Genomic DNA, 14,639 nt, shown 5'->3' with positions numbered 1-14,639 from the left:
CCAGCAAGGCGTGAGCCAGTGCCCTGTTGCACTTTGGATATACTTCTGCAAGTGTGGGCCGTGATGCAGCCGACGCGGGCGGGCGATTCCGCGGTGCGCGACGGCCGCCTCGCAGATCGACTACCGGACCGCTACCGAAGGCCGGCCGTTGCCTGCCTGCATCCCCAGGCGCTCGCCGGACCACAGACACATCGTGACCTCAGGCTCGTTCGCGCTGCCGGTCATGCGAGGAGGATCAGTGGAAGGCACCACCACAGTCCTGGCCGGTCCACACGAGGTGGAACAGCGGGAATACCAGATCCCCGATCCGGTGGCCGGCGGGCTGCTGATCGGGATGATCCGCGCGAACGTGTGCGGATCCGACGTGCACTTCCTCGGGGGCGACCACCCGCTGGTGAAGGTCGGCAGCGTGCTCGGCCACGAGGGCGTCGGCCGGGTCGAGCGACTCGGAGCGGGCGTGACACGGGACTTCGCCGGCAACGAGCTGTCCGAAGGCGACCGCGTGGTCGCGACCTACTTCCAGCTCTGCCGGCACTGTCCCGAATGCGACGCGGGCAGGGGGAACCTCTGCCGCAACGCGCTGCCCGCCGGCACTCTCGACGCCGACCACCCGCCGCACTTCCACGGGACTTTCGGCACCCACATGGCTGTCGGCCCCGAGCAGTACGTCTACAAGGTGCCGGACCGCGTCTCGAGCAAGGCCGTCTCCACCGCCAACTGCGCGCTCTCCCAGGCGTACGCCGGCTGCGACCTCGGTGAGATCCAGCGCGGTCAGAAGGTCGTCGTGCTCGGCGCGGGTGGGCTCGGTGTGTGCGCGACAGCGATCGCCAGCCAGATCGGGGCCGAAGTGTTCGTCGCCGAGATGGCCCCGTCCCGGCTGGCCAAGGTGGCCGAGTTCGGCGCCCACCACACGATCGACCTCTCCGAGGCGGACGGAGGAGCCGGCCGCGTCGAGCTCATGCGCGAAACCACCGGAGGTGGCGCCGACGTCCTGATCGACTTCACCGGTGTCCCGGACGCGTTCTCGGAAGGCGTCCGATCCGTGCGCCCCGGCGGGATCATGGTCTCCATCGGCAGCGTCATGCCCAACCGGTTCACCCAGTTCGACCCGGGTCTGTTCACACGCTCCGGCGTCCAGATCCGCGCGAGCATCCGGTACCACGGCAGCGTGCTCGGCAAGTCCGTCTCCTTCGTTGAATCCACGCCCCAATACCCCTGGGAAAGCCTTGTGGACGCGGACTTCGCGCTCGCCGACGTCAGCGATGCCTTGCGCGCCACAGTCGATCGGAAGGTGACCCGAGCCGGGATCGTCATCGACGAGCGCTGAAGGCACCGGCCAGGCACACATCGGAAGTTGGAGTTGGAAAGATGGCTACACGAGTCAACCACTGGATCGGCGGCCGGTCGGTGGAACCGTCGAGCGGTTCCTACCACCAGGATGTGAATCCCACCAACGGTGGCGCGGGCGCCGAGATCGCTCGAGGCAACTCGGAGGACGTCAACGCGGCCGTGGAGTCGGCGGCGCAGGCGGCTCGAGGCTGGCACCGCTTTCCCTCGGCCAAGCGCGGGCGGCTCCTCGGCGACCTCGCCCGGGCGATCCGGGCGAACGCCGAGGCGCTCGCCGACCTCGAGGTCGAAGACACCGGAAAGCCCCGGGCAGAAGCGCTCGGCGAGATCGAGGTCGGCGCGGCCTACTTCGAGTTCTACGCCGGCCTGGTCAACCTCCCCATCGGCGACAATCTCGACATCGAGCCGGGCCAGCACGTCTACACCCGCCGAGAGCCGTACGGGGTCATCGGCATCATCACCCCCTGGAACGTCCCGCTGAACCAGGCGGCCCGCGCCTGCGCTCCGGCCCTGGCCGCGGCGAACGTCGTCGTCGTCAAACCGGCCGAGGACTCGTCCCAGACGTCGGTCGCCTTGGCTCGCCTGGCGACCGAGGTCGGGTTTCCCGACGGCACGTTCAACGTGCTCCTCGGCCTCGGGCCCGAGGCCGGCGCCGAGCTCGTCCGCCACCCCTCCGTGCGCAAGGTTGCCTTCACCGGCTCCGTGTCGGTCGGGCAGACCATCGGCCACGTCGCCGCCGAGCGCGTCATCCCGCTCACGCTCGAGCTGGGCGGGAAATCGGCCAACATCGTCTTCGACGACGCCGATCTGGAGTTCGCGGCCAAGGAGGCCGTTCGCGGCTTCGCCACCAACGCCGGCCAGGTCTGTTCGGCCGGAACCCGATTGCTCGTGCAGCGCTCCATCCACGACCAGTTCGTGAAGATGGTCGTGGATGCGACGCGCACCCGGCGTCCCGGGGAGAACCTGGGCCCGCTGATCACCCGCGCGCAGTACGAGCAGGTGCAGAGCTACTTCGAAGTCGCCCGCCAAGAAGGCCTCACCGCGGAGATCGGCGGTGACCTCCCGAACGACGAAGCACTGCAGGGCGGCTTTTTCGTCAATCCCACGGTCTATTCCAACGTGGACAACTCCGCGCGGCTGGCGCAGGAGGAGGTGTTCGGGCCGGTGCTGGTGACCATCCCCTTCGACACCGAAGAGGACGCCATCCGGCTCGCGAACAGCTCGGACTACGGCCTCGTCGCCGCCGTGTGGACCAAGGACATCTCCCGGGCACTGCGGGTCGCCGACGACATCGAGGCCGGTCAGATCTTCGTCAACACATGGTCGACGGGAGCGGTGCAAACCCCGTTCGGCGGGTACAAGCACAGCGGTTACGGCCGGGAGAAGGGCATCGAAGCCCTGAACCACTACGGCCAGGTGAAGTGCGTGGTGGTCAAGTACTGATGGACGAGGCCAAGACCCGCGAGGCGCTCCGGACGCTGTTCTCGCCCCGATCCGTGGCGATCGTCGGCGCATCCCAAGACCCGCTCAAGCTCAGCGGCCGCCCCTTGCCCAATCTGCTGCGCTCCAGGTTCGACGGCGACGTGTTCGTCGTGAACCCCCGAGCGGCGAGCGTCGCCGGGCTGCCGACCTTCCCCTCCCTCGCCGCGATCGGGAAACCGGTCGACGTGGCTCTGCTCGTCGTCCCGCCGGCCGCCGCGGTGACCGCCGCCGAAGAAGCCGCCCGGATCGGCGTGCAAACGGCCATCGTCGGCGTCAGCGGGTTCGCCGAGTCCGGCGACGAGATGGGACGCGGGCTGCAGGAGCGCCTCACGGCGCTCTCGCAGCAGACCGGTATGCGTATCGTCGGCCCGAACACGAACGGGATCTACAACGCGAACGCCGGGATCTCGATCGGGTACAACAGTGCCCACGGAACCGACATCCCGCCCGGCAGCATCGGGATCATCTCCCACAGCGGAGCGATGCTGTCGATCTTCGCCGAACGCCTGCGCCTCGCGGGACAAGGACTGTCGAAGTTCGTGGCGGTCGGGAACGAAGCCGATCTCGACATGCTCGACTACCTCGACTACCTGGTCGAGGACGAAGAGACCCACGTCATCGCCCTGCTCATGGAGTCGATCGCCAGCGGCGCCCGCCTCAAGCAGATCGCCGCGCGAGCGAGCGCGCTCGGCAAGCGGATCGTCGCGCTCAAGCTCGGCCAGTCCGAGGTGGGGGCGCGCACCACCGCGGCGCACTCGAGCAGGTTGGCCGGCAGCGCGCGCTCTTACCAAGCCTTGTTCGACCAGCTCGGCATCGCCACCGCACGCACGCCCGAAGGACTGATCGCGGCCGCTGCGCTCGGAGCGCGGTTTCCGCTCTCGAAGCCATCGAGCGAGGCACGAGACCTCGCGGTTCTCACCTACTCCGGTGCCGCGAGCTCGATCACCGCGGACAACGCCGCCCAGCTCGGACTGGACCTCGCCGAACTCACGCCCCAGACGATGTCCCGTCTCGAACAGGTGCCCCGCACCGCACCGATCACCAACCCCTTGGACATCGGCGGGGTCGGCGGGGTCGAGTTCGCCGGCGAGGTGACCGACGCGATCACGTCGGACGCACACGTCCGGGGCCTGCTGGTCTACGCCCACGTCCTGCAAACTCCAGACCAGCGCCGCGCCGTGTTCGAGGCGCTGCGAGCCTCATTGGGATCATCGGGCAAGCCGCACATCGTGCTTGCTCCCGGCAACCTCACCTCCGACGAGCGGGAATGGCTCGCCGAGGCGGACATCCCCTTCTTCACGGACACGGCAGTGGTGTTGCAGGCACTCCAGGCCTACTGGACGTGGGCCGATCGACACCCCGCGGGTTCAGCAGCACCGGAACAAGCACGCAGCGACAGCGCGGCCCCACAGCCGACCACGACCCTCAGTGAGTACGAGAGCCTGAAGGCACTCGGGGCCGCAGGAGTGCCGACAGTGGCACACCGCTACGGCATCTCCTTCGACGAGGTGCTGCGGGGCGCCGCGGACATCGGATTCCCCGTGGTGCTCAAGGCCGACGTCGCCGACGTGGCGCACAAGGCCGACCTCGGATACGTCGAGCTGAACCTCAAGGACGAGCAGGAGCTGGAGAAGGGGTTCGACCGCTTGAAGGCGGCGACTGCGTCCGCTCCGCTGAGGGGGTATGTCGTCGCCCGGATGGTCGACATCACGATCGAAGCGATCGCCGGCGTGGCGGCCGAGCCCGGCCTCGGCCGATTCCTGCTGATCGGCCTCGGCGGGATCTACGCGGAGGCCTTGGACGACGTCGCCATGGTGCCGCTCCCCGCCACGCCAGGCGAGATAGAACAAGCCGTGCTGCGTACCGCGCTCGGGCGCGTGCTCGGCGGCCCGCGGTGGAAGCCGGAGAGCTCGACCGCAGAGCTCACCCGCGCCCTGGTTGCGCTGGGCGAGTTCGCCGAACGCAACGCCGAGTCGATCGAGGCGATCGACGTCAATCCCCTGGTCGTCAACGCCGAGGGCGTCGTAGCCGTCGACGCGCTGATCATCCGCAGGGGCGCGCAGCCATTGGGCTGAAGCCACTATCCGGTGCGGACGAGAGTTCGGAAAGCGAAAGGCCCCGGACACGGAGTCCGAGGCCTTTCGCTTTCGGCGGTCCGGTTGTCAGGTCGAGAGCGCGCCTGCCGCGGCGACGCGGTTGCGCAGCATGCCCAGCCCTTCGATCTCGATCTCGACGACGTCATCGGGCTTGAGCCAAAGCGGTGGCACGCGCACGAGCCCCACGCCCGCGGGTGTGCCGGTCGCGATGATGTCACCCGGCTCCAGCGTCAGGATCCCGCTGAGGTAGGCCACGGTCTCCGCGACCGGCCAGATCATCTTGGCCGTGTTGCTGTCCTGCACGGTCATGCCGTTGACCCTCCCAACGATGCCGAGAGCCTGGACGTCGGCGATCTCCTGTCTCGGCGTGATCCCTGGGCCCATGGGCGCGAAGGTGTCGAGGATCTTCCCCGCGGTCCACTGGTTGCTGCGGAACTGGATGTCGCGGGCGCTGACGTCGTTGAAGACGGAATAGCCTGCGACGTGGTCGAGGGCCTGGTCCACGGACAGGTCTTTGGCCCGGCTGCCGATGACGATGGCCAGTTCCGCTTCGTAGTCGATGTCCGTGCTGATCCCCGGCATGACGATTTCGTCCGTGGCGCCGATCAGCGAGTTCCGGAACTTCGCGAAGACCGCCGGGAAGTCGGTCACCGCTGTCGCAGCTTCGTCGGCGTGCTCGAGGTAGTTCAGTCCGATGCAGAGGATCTTCTCCGGGTCGGGCACCGGCGGGCCCAGACGTACGGTCGCGATGTCCACGCCCCTGCCCGACGACAGTGCCGCACGTGCCTGCTCCATTGCCGGCACGAGGTCGCGGTGTTCCGTCAGTAGTTCGCGCACGGTGTCGGGATAACCGATCTCCGCACTGGCCACGACCACACCGCCCTCGGCGAAGCCCGCCTTGAGCCGGTCCCCCGGGTCATCACGGCGAAACGAGACGATCTGCATGAAGAGTCCTTTACTCAGGGGTCGACGGCGGACGTCACTGGCCGCACGGCGGCCCAGATCTCCGTAAAGTATATCCACTTTACAGACATGGCGCATCTAGATCTGCATTCAGAACGGCAATCTCAGTCGCCGTGTCGTGCCTAATCAATGCGCTTCTGGATCCAAACTTCTCGAGCTACGGCCGAAGAGACAAGGCGCCCGGAGATCACTCGGGCATCTGGCAGGATCGACGAGAGCGACGCCGGCTCACCACCGGCGAAACTCCATCGAGAGGCGGACGGATGGCGAAGCACCCAGTTGCGACGAGCGCGACGGCGGGAATGCTTGATGTGATCAGCGAACGGCTCCCCCAGCTCCGGAAGTCGGAGCAGAAGGTGGCTGCCCTGGTGCTCGACGACCCCGCTCGCGTCATCCACGAAAGCGTGGCGGCTCTGTCGAAGCGGGCTCAGGTCAGCGAGCCGACCGTCATGAGGTTCGCCACCGGCATGGGGTTCGAGGGTTATCAGGACTTCAAGATGCAGCTCGCGCAGAGCCTTGCGCTCGGCATCCCGGTCACCCAGTCGAGCATCACGGAAGCGGACGACACGGCGACCGCCGTGAACAAGATCTTCAGTTATGCCGTCACCAGCCTGGCGCACGCGAGGGACCATCTCGATGCGACGGCCCTGGAGAAGGCCGCTTCGCTGCTCGCGAAGGCGACCGAAATCGTCTTCTTCGGCGTCGGAGCATCGAGCATCGTCGCACTCGACGCTCAACAGAAGTTCCCGATTCTGAACGTTCCTTGCTCCGCGCCGACCGACCAGCAGATGATGCTGTGGGCCGGTTCGCTGGCGAAACCGAGCACTGCCGTCGTCGCCTTCTCCAACTCGGGTCGTACCACCAGTGTCATCGAAGCGACCGCGAGCGCGAAGGCCCAGGGGGCCGCCACGATCGCCATCGTCGGTGCTACGGGGCCGCTCTCGGAAATCGTGGATGCCGCCATCGTCGTCGAGACGTTCGAGAACACCGATTTCTACACTCCGACCACCTCCCGGCTTGCTGCTCTCACGGCCATGGACGCTCTTGCCACCCTGGTGGCCATCCGTCATCCCGATGAGGTGAAACACCACGGGCGCAAGGCCAAAGCCACCATCGCCCTGCGCCTGGCCGAGGATTCCTGACCGCGCGCCGACCCTACTTTTCCGGACTCAGGCGGCCTCCTTCACCAGTTCGGTGAGACAGGCGCGCGTTCGCCGCAGATCTGTCTGCGTCTCACCGAACTCGTAGCACAGGACGTCATCGGCGCCCGCGGCGAAGTACGCGCGAAGCCCGTCGCGAATCGCCGCTTCGTTGCCGATGAGCGCGATGTCCTCCGCCCCGTTGACGCCTTCGAGGTCGAACATCGCCCGGTAGTGCGGCCAGCTCGCCCACGCAGCGTACTTTTTGCCGGCGAGCTTCCGGCCGGCCTCGACGTCGTCGGTGCACAGCACGGGAATCCCGGCCATCAGACGCGGTGCGGGACGGCCGGCGGCCTTCGCGGCGGCCGACAGGAGCGGCGTGGTGTGGTTCGCCACCGTCTTCGGGCCGGTCAGGAAGAGAATGGCGCCGTCCGAATGGCTCCCCGCGAGCCTCAGCATCTGCGTGCCCAGGGCCGCCAGGTAGAGCGGTGGCTCGGGCGCTACTGGGAGGATCGCCGGAGCGCGCGCTGTCAGCAGCTGACCCGTGTAGTGGACGGGCTTGTTGGCCAGCACCGGGTGCAAGATCTCCAGGTACTCGCGCATGAACGTGATGGGGCGCTCGAACGGGATGCCCCACGTGTGTTCGACAGCCGGCTTGCTGACGATGCCCACGCCGAGCGACAGGCGCCCATCGAGCACCGATGCCGCGGTGAGCGCCGCCTGGCCCAGAGCCAACGGATGTTGCGTCCACACCGGAACGATTCCGGCTCCCAGTTCGATTCCGGGTACTCGCGGTCCGGCGATCGCCAACGCCATCAGCGAGTCGACCTGGACATCGAGATTCGGGATCCAGTAGGACGAGAACCCGGCATCTGCCGCCGCCGCGACGTCGTCGACGAAGCTTTCTATTTCCCAAACGCCGTTGGAGCGCAGGATGCCGAGCCTCACGATCGTTCCTCTCTGCCGTCACTCGTCGCAAGTCGCCTTGTAGATCAACCTCGCGGAAGCCGGATCGTCGATGTTCTGACGGGTCAGAAGGCCGGTCTTGATATGGGACTGCTTCGCCTCGGTGATGCTCTGGACGCTCCCCTTGTGCTGGTCGACGTAGTCGGCGAGGGCGTTGACCTGGATCTCGCCGACTTCGGCGGCCGGAAGGGAACCGATCGCGAGGATCTTGCCTGCTCGAAGGGCCTCGACGGCGGCCGGTACGGCGTCGAAGGAAATCACCTTGATGTCCGTCCGGCCGGCCTGCTGGAGAGCCGCCAAGACACCTGAGGTCTCCGGTCCGGTCGACGCGACCAGCAGCTTGAGGTCCGGATGGGCGAGGATGGCGGAGTTGACGGCGACCTGCGTTTTCGTGGGATCGAAGTCGGTGAACTGCACGGGCAGGATGGTCACCCCGCTACCCTTGCCGAGTTCCTGCAACAGCAGCCGGTACCGGTCCGCTACGAGGGGCACCGCCGCGGAGCCACCGACGGTGAAGACACTGCCACCCCCCTTGAGAACGTCGGCGCCCATGGCGATCATCTCCGGCGGCGCGTCCTGATTGCCGATGACGGTGTTGTAGGACGGCGGGTTCATCGGGACCGCCATGGTGAACGGCACGCCTTTCGCCTGTTGTCCCGCGACCTGGGCGGAGAACTGATCCACGGTCGGAGAATCCAGGATGACTCCCTGGGGCTGGTCGAGCAGGGCGGCGTTGAAGTTGGTGTTCAACTCGGTGGGGTCAGTGCTCTTGGAGCCGTACCACTTCAAGTCGACTCCGCGCTTCTTCGCTGCGGCGGTCGCGCCACACGCCATGGTGTTCCAGAAGGGGTCCGACGTATTGGCGACGACGCCGCGGAGAACGGTCGACGATTGGCCGCCGCTTCCGGTGCCGGCGCTGCTGCATCCCGTGGCGACCAAGGCGATTCCCAAGGCCAGCGGAATGGCGACGGCGTTGCGGACACGGAGGGATCTGAGCTGTGACTTCATTGTCATCCTTCGTTACTGACTGGAGTTAGTGGGAGGAGTCGCGCTTCCGTTTCGTGTTGAATCGGTCGAGGGCGACAGCGAAGATCAAGACCACACCGACGGCGATCAGCTGCCAGAACGACGGCACGCGAACGATGACCAGCCCGGCCTGCAAGACCTGGGCGAGCACCGCGCCGTAGACGATCCCCAGCACGTTGACCCGCCCGCCGGCCAGAGCAACACCGCCGATCACCGCGGCGGTGATGGCGTTCAGGGCGTCATTGGTGTGGCCCGAGAGAGTGGTCGACCCGAACGTCGCGAGGCTGAAGAAGCCCGCCAGTCCCGCCATGGCGCCTGCGCTGATCACCAGCGTGATGAGCTGTTTACGCACATTGATCCCGGCGCGCTCGGCGGCCACCCTCGACGAGCCGATCGCCAGCGTGCGCAGACCGAAGCGGGTGTAGCGCAACAAGGCCCACAGCGCGACGGCGATGGCGAGCGCCACCAACGCCGGCAACGGAATGCCAAGCGGGGACACGAACGCGAAGTTGCTCTGCAGCTGCGCGGGCAGCCCACTCAGGTCGCCGCCGTCGGTGATCAGCAAGGCTGCACCGGTGCCGACACCGAGGGTTCCCAAGGTCGCGATGAACGAGTTGACGTCCAGCACCTCGATGATGAATCCGTTGACCAGACCGAACAGCGCCCCAGTGAGGACGCAGGCGGCCAAGCCGACGAAGACCGCGGTGACCTGAGCTCCCGGTTCCGCCTTCACCGCGATCGGGCCGGCGACTTTGTGCATCGCGAAGGCCCCGACCACGGACGACAGCACCAGGTTCGACCCGACTGACAGGTCGATGACGCCCGCGCCGAGCAGCGTCCCCAGCGCGAGCGCGAGGATCAGTCCGGTGCTGACCGCCAGCGCGGTCGACTGCAGGCTCGGCACGCTGAAGAAGACGAAGTCCCGCGAGAGGAAGGTGAAGACCGCGATCAACACGATGTCCAGCAGGAGGACCCAGCTTCCGTTCGCGCCGAGCCAGCGCACGAGGGGATGCGGCGGTTCGACCGCTCGGAGGTCGGGGTCTTGAGCCGTCACCGGCGCGACGTCCGTGCGGCTGCTCATGACGCCGCCTTCTGATAGCCGACCATCGTGGCGACGACATCCGGGACAGTGAGCTCGGCCGCGGCCGAGTCGAGGACGGTCTCGCCGCGCCAGAGGACGACGACCCGGTCGGCGACTTTGAGCACGCGGGGAAGGTCGTGGGAGACCACGAGCACACCGAGGCCCTTCGACGCGACGGTGCGGAAGAGGTCGCAGACGATCTCTGATTGCCGAGCGCCCAGAGCCGCTGTCGGCTCGTCCATGAGGACGGCCGTCGAGGACCACATCACCGCTTTGGCTACGGCAACCGCCTGCTTCTGGCCGCCCGAGAGATCGCTGACGGGCCGGTTCAGGGAAGGGAGCTTGATCGAAAGGTCACGCAGGGCCTGGTCGGCGCGCTCGCGCATCTCGTTCCTGGAGAGCCCGCCGAACAAGCGTCCGAGCCCGGGGCGCACCAGCTCGTGGCCGAGGAACATGTTGTCCACCACCGTCAGATCCGGAGCCTGGGCGAGGTCCTGGTAAACGCAGTCGACGCCGCGCCGCTGCGCGTCCCGGACGCCGTTCAGCTCGACCTGCTCGTCGGCGATCGTGACGTGGCCGGCATCCGGCCGGACGATGCCGAGGAGCATCTTGAGAAAGGTCGACTTGCCGGCGCCGTTGTCTCCGAACAGCGCCACGACCTCTCCCGACCGTACGGCGATGCTGGCGTCCGAGAGTGCCTGCACATGCCCGAACCGCTTGGCCAGGTTCTGCGCGCCTATCGCGATCGAGGGGCGCCCCTCTCCGGGACGGATATCTGTGGACTGCTCCTGCATAGGTTCCTCCACGCCGGTCCGCTTCGACCGGTGGCGCCGTAGTTTGACTACAAGTTGGCCTTCAGTCGTCGAGGCAGCCGGGGGCGACGTGAGCCAACTCGCAAAGTGTATCCACTCTGTTTCGCGATGTCTACATATCGGAAACGCGTGGTGGTGAGCTACGTTGTCCGCGTGACCCAGACGCCTTCCGCCCCGCGAGCCCGCAAGACCGCAATGGTCGTGCACGCACACCCGGAGCCGAACTCGTTCTGCAGCGCCCAGATGCGCACGGCGATCGCGGCTCTGCAGTGCTCAGGCTACGACGCTCGCCTGTTCGACCTGTACCAGGATCACTGGCCGCCGGCGCTCGGACCCGACGAGTTCGGCCATCAAGACGGCCACTTCAAGCCACAGTCGGCGCAGATGATCGCCGCCAGCGAGGGGACGCTCGCCCCCGAGGTTCACGAGCATCTGGATACTCTTTTGCATGCCGACCTGCTTGTTCTGTCTTTCCCGCTGTGGTGGTTCTCGGTACCCGCCATCCTCAAGGGATGGATCGACCGGGTCTTCATCATGGGCTCGGTGTTCGGCGGCGGTAAGTACGGATACTTCGACGAAGCAGCCCTGGCCGGCCGGCGAGCCGTCTTGCTGGTCACCACCGGCGGATCGGCCGAGTCGTTCAGCCCGAGCACAGGTGCGGGCAACCTGCCCGCCCTGCTCTTCCACATCGACCACGGCCTGCGTTTCGTCGGGTACGACGTCCTCGAGCCCGTCGTGACCTGGGGACCGGTACGCCAAAGCGAGGCGGAGCGCAGCGCATCGCTCGCCGCGGTCCAGGCCGCCTTCGAGCAGGTCGACAACCGGCCGATCGCGCCCTTCGACCCGATCTGAACCCTCGGCGGGAGGCACTCCGTTGCGCCATCCCGACGCTCCGCGTAGTTTTACTACCAACTTCAGGTGGCTCCGGGATCGCTACGCGGCGCGTGCGCGACAGCCCGGCCGAACCGCCCGATCCCCTGCCCCAGCAGTGCGTGACGACGTCACCGAGTGTCGAGCCCCGCCTGAGACGTCGCTCCGGAAAGGCAGACAGATGCCACTGAAGCCCGAGGACTACGAAGCGATCCGCGGACTCTACGGGCGCTACTCGATGGCCGTGGACACCGGTGACCTAGACGCGTTCGTCGCCTGCTTCGCGCCCGACGCGGACTACAGCTACGAGGGACTCCCCGAGCACCTGGGCCGCAATGGCTCGCACGTCGGCCACGAAGCGATTCGCGCACTCGCCGCCGACATCTGGGCCGGCACGCAGGGCCACGTCACGCACGTCCAGGTTCCGCAGACGATCAGCGGGGATGGCGACGAAGCTCAGGTCGTCGTCTACGACCACGTGCTGAGGCGCGGGCCGGCACCGCACGCCGGGGTCATCCACACCGCAACCGCCGAGGACACCCTCGTGCGTTTGGGCGATGGCTGGGTCTTCAAAGTACGGGTCGGGCACATCCACATCCACGACACGACACCCGAGCCGACGGATGTGCTCGTGCAGGCGCGAGACAGTCTCGTCGCCGCGGTGCACAACTCGTACCGATAGTCCGAGCAGTCGCCTGGCCGCTGAAGTCGCTCGCAACCAGATTCGAGGAAGTGAACCATCGTGGTGCCGAAGGAGGACCCAGCGTCGGTGGATGACGTCGTTCAAAGCATGACGCTGGAAGAGAAAGCGTCGCTCACCCTCGGTTCCGGCCACTGGTCCACGGCGGCCGTCGAACGCCTGGGTGTCGGCACGGTCATGATGTCCGACGGACCACATGGCCTGCGCACCCAGCTGGGCGAAGCCGACCACGTCGGTTTCTCCGGAAGCGTGCCCGCGACGTGCTTCCCCACCTCAGCCGCGCTGGCCTCGTCCTGGAACACCGACCTGTTCGCCGAAGTCGGCCGCGCGATCGCGCGCGAGGCCCGGAAGTGGTCGGTGAACGTCGTTCTCGGCCCCGGGATCAACATGAAGCGTTCCCCCTTGTGCGGGCGCAACTTCGAGTACCTTTCGGAAGATCCGTGGCTCGCGGGTGAACTCGCGACGGCGATGGTGCGTGCCGTCCAGGAGCTCGGGGTCGGCACATCCTTGAAGCACTTCGCCGCGAACAACCAGGAGACCGACCGGCTTCGCGTGAGCGCCGACGTCGACGAACGAACGCTGCGGGAGATCTACCTCCCGGCGTTCGAGCGGGTTGTCAAAGACGCGCGGCCGTGGACGGTCATGTGCTCGTACAACCGGGTCAACGGGATCTACGCGAGCGAACACCGATGGCTGCTGACCGAGGTTCTTCGTGACGAGTGGGGCTTCGACGGGGTCGTCGTCTCGGACTGGGGCGCGGTGAACGACCGTGTCGCCGCCTTGGCAGCCGGACTCGACCTGGAGATGCCGCCCGACATCGGCCGGAGCGACGCCCGGATCATCGCCGCCGTGCGCAGCGGTCAACTGGCCGAACGCGTCCTCGACGAGACTGCTCGACGCCTCGTCGAGCTTGCTCGCCGCGCGGGACCCGGAACATCCGATCCGTCCGACTTCGATGAGGGCGCCCACCACGAGTTGGCGCGACAGGCGGCACGCGAGAGCGCAGTCCTGCTCAAGAACGACAACGCGGTACTTCCGCTTCACCCGGCCGCCGGCCAGACGGTTGCCGTCATCGGCGAGTTCGCGCGCACTCCTCGCTTCCAAGGCGCCGGCAGCTCGCGGGTCAACGCCACTCGCGTGGATGTCCCACTCGACGAGCTGACTGCCGGGCTTCCGGATGACGTATCGGTCGTCTTCGCTCCCGGCTTCGGACTGGAAGGGGATGCCATCGACCGGGCGCTGATCTCGGAAGCGGTGGCTGCGGCGCGCTCGGCTGACCACGTAGTGCTGTTCCTGGGGCTGCCGGCCGGCGCCGAGTCGGAAGGATTCGACCGGACGCACATGCAGCTGCCCACCGATCAGCTCGCGTTGATCGATGCGGTGGCGGACGTCCCCGCGAACGTCGTCGTCGTGTTGACGAACGGATCGAGCGTGCTGGTGGAGCCGTGGCAGGCCAAGGTCGCGGCGGTGCTGGAGAGCTGGCTCGCCGGTCAGGCGGCCGGCGGCGCGATCGCCGACCTGTTGCTCGGCGTCGCCAATCCGTCGGGCAAGCTGGCCGAGACGATTCCGGCCCGGCTCGAGGACATCCCGTCCATCTTGAACTTCCCCGGCGACACGGGGCACGTTCGTTACGGTGAAGGCCTGTTCATCGGGTATCGCGCCCACGACAAGCTCGGCCAGCGGGTCAGCTACCCGTTCGGGTTCGGTCTGTCGTACACGACGTTCTCCGTCACCGACGTCGAAGTCGCGCTCACGGGATCTCCGGAAGGCGGAGATCTGGAAGCCCTCGTGACCGCGGTCGTGCGGAACACCGGCGAGCGTCGCGGCGCCGAGGTCGTCCAGGTCTACATCGAAGATGTGCGGTCGTCGGTGACTCGACCGATCCGCGAACTCAAGGCCGCAACCAAGATCGAGCTCGGCCCGGGCGAGTCCGGGCGGGTTGCGCTGAAGCTCGACCAGCGGGCGTTCGAATTCTGGTCCGAGACGCACCGCCGCTGGGCCCTGGAGGAAGGTCCTCGCCCGGCCGGTCACCGGCCGACGCGTCGCCCAGGCTCGCCGCGCAGCCCGGCGCGTGCACGCCGGCACGTCCGGCCGGCTCGGCGGACGCATCCTCGACCTGCTCACGCCCGGCACCTCGGCGACCCGCTCCGGGCGGCC

General features: G+C 67.3%; 11 protein-coding genes and 1 pseudogene. 7 read left to right on the top strand and 5 right to left on the bottom strand.

What is annotated here, in order from left to right; all coding sequences use genetic code 11:
* The first annotated feature begins 238 nt into the window (after positions 1-238).
* Genes ACGFMK_RS39080 through ACGFMK_RS39070 form a run of 3 tightly spaced genes read left to right on the top strand, consistent with a single transcriptional unit; the run spans position 239 to position 4,904 of the window.
* On the top strand, positions 239-1,327 hold the full coding sequence (locus ACGFMK_RS39080; protein ID WP_392774225.1) for a zinc-binding dehydrogenase: 1,089 nt from the start codon (positions 239-241) through the stop codon (positions 1,325-1,327).
* A 41-nt stretch (positions 1,328-1,368) separates the two neighbouring features.
* A complete protein-coding gene (locus ACGFMK_RS39075; RefSeq protein ID WP_392774223.1) occupies positions 1,369-2,790 on the top strand; it encodes an aldehyde dehydrogenase family protein in 1,422 nt (473 codons plus the stop codon).
* Positions 2,790-4,904 (top strand): acetate--CoA ligase family protein, encoded by a 2,115-nt coding sequence (locus ACGFMK_RS39070; RefSeq protein ID WP_392774221.1) that lies wholly within the window; start codon positions 2,790-2,792, stop codon positions 4,902-4,904. The genes ACGFMK_RS39075 and ACGFMK_RS39070 overlap by 1 nt, the downstream gene beginning before the upstream one ends.
* An 87-nt stretch (positions 4,905-4,991) precedes the next feature.
* Here the strand turns inward: ACGFMK_RS39070 and ACGFMK_RS39065 are convergent, their stop codons facing one another.
* Positions 4,992-5,870, bottom strand: a complete 879-nt coding sequence (locus ACGFMK_RS39065; protein WP_392774219.1) for a fumarylacetoacetate hydrolase family protein — start codon at positions 5,868-5,870, stop codon at positions 4,992-4,994.
* Positions 5,871-6,151: 281 nt separating this feature from the next.
* Here ACGFMK_RS39065 and ACGFMK_RS39060 point away from each other — a divergent pair, with 281 nt between their 5' ends.
* On the top strand, positions 6,152-7,030 hold the full coding sequence (locus tag ACGFMK_RS39060) for an SIS domain-containing protein (protein ID WP_392774218.1): 879 nt from the start codon (positions 6,152-6,154) through the stop codon (positions 7,028-7,030).
* A 27-nt stretch (positions 7,031-7,057) separates the two neighbouring features.
* Here the strand turns inward: ACGFMK_RS39060 and ACGFMK_RS39055 are convergent, their stop codons facing one another.
* The 4 genes from ACGFMK_RS39055 to ACGFMK_RS39040 are packed head-to-tail and all read right to left on the bottom strand — an operon-like array spanning position 7,058 to position 10,894.
* Positions 7,058-7,975: a TIGR03564 family F420-dependent LLM class oxidoreductase gene (locus ACGFMK_RS39055; RefSeq protein WP_392774216.1), complete on the bottom strand. Its 918-nt coding sequence runs from the start codon at positions 7,973-7,975 to the stop codon at positions 7,058-7,060.
* A gap of 18 nt (positions 7,976-7,993) precedes the next feature.
* Complete coding sequence (locus ACGFMK_RS39050; RefSeq protein ID WP_392774214.1) at positions 7,994-9,001, bottom strand: sugar ABC transporter substrate-binding protein; 1,008 nt, start codon at positions 8,999-9,001, stop codon at positions 7,994-7,996.
* A 25-nt stretch (positions 9,002-9,026) separates the two neighbouring features.
* A complete protein-coding gene (locus tag ACGFMK_RS39045; protein ID WP_392774212.1) occupies positions 9,027-10,100 on the bottom strand; it encodes an ABC transporter permease in 1,074 nt (357 codons plus the stop codon).
* Complete coding sequence (locus ACGFMK_RS39040) at positions 10,097-10,894, bottom strand: ATP-binding cassette domain-containing protein (protein WP_392774210.1); 798 nt, start codon at positions 10,892-10,894, stop codon at positions 10,097-10,099. Before ACGFMK_RS39040 ends, ACGFMK_RS39045 begins: the two co-directional genes overlap by 4 nt.
* A 171-nt stretch (positions 10,895-11,065) precedes the next feature.
* Between ACGFMK_RS39040 and ACGFMK_RS39035 the strand changes: the two genes are divergently transcribed.
* The 3 genes and pseudogenes from ACGFMK_RS39035 to ACGFMK_RS39025 form a co-directional block, all read left to right on the top strand.
* A complete protein-coding gene (locus tag ACGFMK_RS39035; RefSeq protein WP_392774208.1) occupies positions 11,066-11,764 on the top strand; it encodes an NAD(P)H-dependent oxidoreductase in 699 nt (232 codons plus the stop codon).
* A 199-nt stretch (positions 11,765-11,963) separates the two neighbouring features.
* Positions 11,964-12,464, top strand: a complete 501-nt coding sequence (locus ACGFMK_RS39030) for a nuclear transport factor 2 family protein (protein ID WP_392774206.1) — start codon at positions 11,964-11,966, stop codon at positions 12,462-12,464.
* A gap of 108 nt (positions 12,465-12,572) precedes the next feature.
* A pseudogene (locus ACGFMK_RS39025) lies at positions 12,573-14,435 on the top strand (glycoside hydrolase family 3 C-terminal domain-containing protein); the annotation flags it as partial.
* Positions 14,436-14,639: the final 204 nt, after the last annotated feature.

It is taken from the genome of Amycolatopsis sp. NPDC049252 (assembly GCF_043197175.1).
In the GTDB taxonomy this organism is placed as follows: domain Bacteria; phylum Actinomycetota; class Actinomycetes; order Mycobacteriales; family Pseudonocardiaceae; genus Amycolatopsis.
The sequence above is the reverse complement of the archived record's forward strand: the minus strand, read 5'-3'. Positions and strand labels throughout refer to the sequence as shown.

What these genes read in the sequence shown, in the direction of transcription:
- ACGFMK_RS39075 (WP_392774223.1), top strand. Translation starts at nt 1,369, where the DNA reads ATGGCTACACGAGTCAACCACTGGATCGGCGGCCGGTCGGTGGAACCG.
- ACGFMK_RS39070 (WP_392774221.1), top strand. Translation starts at nt 2,790, where the DNA reads ATGGACGAGGCCAAGACCCGCGAGGCGCTCCGGACGCTGTTCTCGCCC.
- ACGFMK_RS39065 (WP_392774219.1), bottom strand. Translation starts at nt 5,870, where the DNA reads ATGCAGATCGTCTCGTTTCGCCGTGATGACCCGGGGGACCGGCTCAAG.
- ACGFMK_RS39060 (WP_392774218.1), top strand. Translation starts at nt 6,152, where the DNA reads ATGGCGAAGCACCCAGTTGCGACGAGCGCGACGGCGGGAATGCTTGAT.
- ACGFMK_RS39050 (WP_392774214.1), bottom strand. Translation starts at nt 9,001, where the DNA reads ATGAAGTCACAGCTCAGATCCCTCCGTGTCCGCAACGCCGTCGCCATT.
- ACGFMK_RS39045 (WP_392774212.1), bottom strand. Translation starts at nt 10,100, where the DNA reads ATGAGCAGCCGCACGGACGTCGCGCCGGTGACGGCTCAAGACCCCGAC.
- ACGFMK_RS39040 (WP_392774210.1), bottom strand. Translation starts at nt 10,894, where the DNA reads ATGCAGGAGCAGTCCACAGATATCCGTCCCGGAGAGGGGCGCCCCTCG.
- ACGFMK_RS39030 (WP_392774206.1), top strand. Translation starts at nt 11,964, where the DNA reads ATGCCACTGAAGCCCGAGGACTACGAAGCGATCCGCGGACTCTACGGG.